The sequence below is a fragment of the Bacteroides sp. OF03-11BH genome (assembly GCF_003604005.1).
In the GTDB taxonomy this organism is placed as follows: Bacteria; Bacteroidota; Bacteroidia; order Bacteroidales; family Bacteroidaceae; genus Bacteroides; species Bacteroides ovatus.
The window spans coordinates 1-2,755 of sequence record NZ_QTMW01000106.1; the positions used below are offsets into that span (position 1 = coordinate 1).

Here is a 2,755-nt window from a genome sequence, read left to right on the forward strand (position 1 = left end):
AAGGCAACTATACCTTGTTTACATTAATATTTAAAAAATTCACGTTTATGATTATAACATTTAAACTATTTGTTATATTTGCACCAAATATACAAATAAGATTGGACTTTTCCAATCATTGTAACGACATAAAATAGCTCAATCGCCTTCTGAATCACCACCTCGGAAATTAAACGAGCTATAAATGAACCAATACATATTGGGCGAGTTGAAACCTTATAGGCGTAGACTTCCCCATAATGTATTGTGGCTTGTGGTGAGCCAAGAAGGCGTATGGGCGATAGTCTACGCTTTCTTGTAACTTGTAATGCGTGGTTATCGCTGAAATTGGCGACCCTTTATTTTTAGTATTAACCATAAAATTTCAAGTTTATGAAAAAGTTTTTAAGTATGACGCTGTTACTTACAGCTATGTTTTTAACGTTCTCTGCGTGTTCAAGCGATGATGAGAACAATTCCTTATCCGGCACAGAATGGATAACCAAATTTGCGGACAATCATTACATTATTATTAAATTTACTTCCGATTCAAATGTTGAAGGTTATTTCACTGATACCAATTTTGTGATGGTAGGAAGTCTTTCAACAGGGAAGTACTCTATGAAAGACAATCAAGTTACCTTTAACAATTTTATCATCAAGTATTATGGGATTGCTGAATATAGATATGAAAGTGCACAAATATCCGGTTCTGCAATGACAACTACTTATTATTGGAAGTATAATTCTTCAACGGATTGGGGAAGTTCATCAACAGATAATTTCTCAAAGAGATAGTTCTTAGAAGCCAATTATGTGACCGGAGCGATAAACTCCGGTCATTCTATTTCAATCCTCTTCAAATCCCAGTATCTTGTCTATTCCTTTGTCGAAATCATCGTTCGGAGGTTCTTCTTTTGATTTGTCAGGTAACATTTTTATCTGTTCTTGTTCTGCTTTTGGTAACTGTAATATCATTTTCTGAACATACGGTAATGCCGTTTTATCTCTATTCGAGAAATACTTTTGCGCCCTCTGATACAGCCATACGTCATTAAAATGTGCTCTAAAATTAGCAAGGTAATCATTAGGGTATAATCTAGCTTTAACAATTCTACCATCACTATATTCATGGTCATAAGTTGGAAAGTTTTTAGGCTCAACTCCCTTTTCTTTGCGTAGCCAATCACAAAATATTTTTGCTTCTGAAATATCGGGTACTAGATTATCAGGTAATGTATAGCCCAATTGTTCAAGAGGTGCAATAAGACTAAACACAATTTCATTGAAAACAGAGAAATATTTATCTTTAGGTATTTTCCCTTCATTAAGCAAGTATCTTTGTAAATGATATGGCATTGTAGGCTGTGGCTTTATATCACCATTTATCCATTCTGTTACCCATATACTTACTTTAACAGCGGTTTTTGCGCTAGCCCATTGTGCCAAATTTGTAGCTACGTAAGGATGTACCCATGTGCCTTGTAATTCAGGTACTCCACCTTTAATTGTTTGAATAAGAGCCGTTATGGGAATCTCCATTTCGGCAGAAAGTTCATCAAGAAACTCATTTGTATTTTTTAGTCTTCTATAATCTGCAAAGTTTTTTTTAGAAGCCTTACAGATAGCCGTAGCATTAATATATCCATCCAACATTCTTTGTTGAATAATATTGTTATCTATTTGCCTATCAATAAAGGCAAATGTCATTTGAAAGTTTGGTTCTTTATCAGCCATATACTAATTCTTTATACGTTAATCTATACTCTAAGTTCTCTAAAAGTCGGTCAAACTTTTCTCGATTAGTGAGTTCTCTCCTATTAAATCTGTAGACAAATTCATCTATGTATTTCTGCATGTGTCTCCTAGACCAATAATGATATACACCGATAACACCTCGTTTAACTACCGACCAAAAGTTTTCTATATGATTAGTAGTGAATGCCCCTTTTCCGTAGAATCCTTTCTTATGGTTTACGTTTTGATGATTATATAACGTATCAGCTTTCTTTCCATAATTCCATTCATCAGTATAAAGATCACTTCCTAACTTGACATATCTTAGGATTAATGGCGAAAGATTTTTAACCTGTGTATTAGGAACGACCTTCGCTATCACCTTTCCACCTTGTTGTATTAATCCAAACACTGGCGTTTTATCTTTGAAAGACCTACCTTGACTTCTTGGAACTTTCTTGTTCCAATGCCTGTTCTTGTTCTTTCCTCCAATAAAAGTCTCGTCGATCTCTACAGTTCCGCTTAATTTACCACCTCCACCCTCATCTTCACTTCCAACATCATTGTCTATTCCTAATGCTTTCCGAATTCGGTGCATCATAAACCATGCTGTCTTTTGTGATACTTTAATGTTTTCTCCTAGCTGAACGGAAGAAATACCTTTTTTGTAGGATAAAATCGTCCATATTGCTTCAAACCAACTAATCAAAGGAATTCTTGTTCCTTGAAAAATAGTTTTTGTCTTAACATCGAAGTATTTTCCTGTGTTTTTACAACGATATTTATTATCTTTGCACTTGTAGACTTTGGAAGTTTTATCGAATGGGGAAACTACGTTTCCATGCCACCGTCTTTCTTCCAAATAATCTATGCAGGATTGCTCTGTTGGAAAAGCCTTCCGCAAATCTGATAGGGATGTGAATCTACTATTAAACATAAGAACACTTTTTTATATCACAAATATAGTAGTTATTTACATAATATCCAAATAATATTTGGGAAAATTTTCTATTTTGGTGTAATTAAAGTATAGTTGCCT

3 protein-coding genes are annotated in these 2,755 nt (G+C 34.2%); 1 reads left to right on the top strand and 2 read right to left on the bottom strand.

Translation table 11 applies throughout. The annotated features are described in order from the left end of the window. The first annotated feature begins 372 nt into the window (after positions 1-372). The gene (locus DXA54_RS27760) at positions 373-777 is read left to right on the top strand and encodes a hypothetical protein (protein WP_120081196.1); all 405 of its coding nucleotides are present in this window, start codon (positions 373-375) and stop codon (positions 775-777) included. A gap of 51 nt (positions 778-828) precedes the next feature. Here the strand turns inward: DXA54_RS27760 and DXA54_RS27765 are convergent, their stop codons facing one another. Together DXA54_RS27765 and DXA54_RS27770 are read right to left on the bottom strand one after the other, a co-directional pair. Next, positions 829-1,716, bottom strand: coding sequence for a KilA-N domain-containing protein (locus DXA54_RS27765; protein WP_243647704.1), 888 nt, complete (start codon positions 1,714-1,716; stop codon positions 829-831). Next, positions 1,709-2,653 (bottom strand): IS1595 family transposase, encoded by a 945-nt coding sequence (locus DXA54_RS27770; RefSeq protein WP_120081198.1) that lies wholly within the window; start codon positions 2,651-2,653, stop codon positions 1,709-1,711. Before DXA54_RS27770 ends, DXA54_RS27765 begins: the two co-directional genes overlap by 8 nt. Positions 2,654-2,755 lie beyond the last annotated feature (102 nt).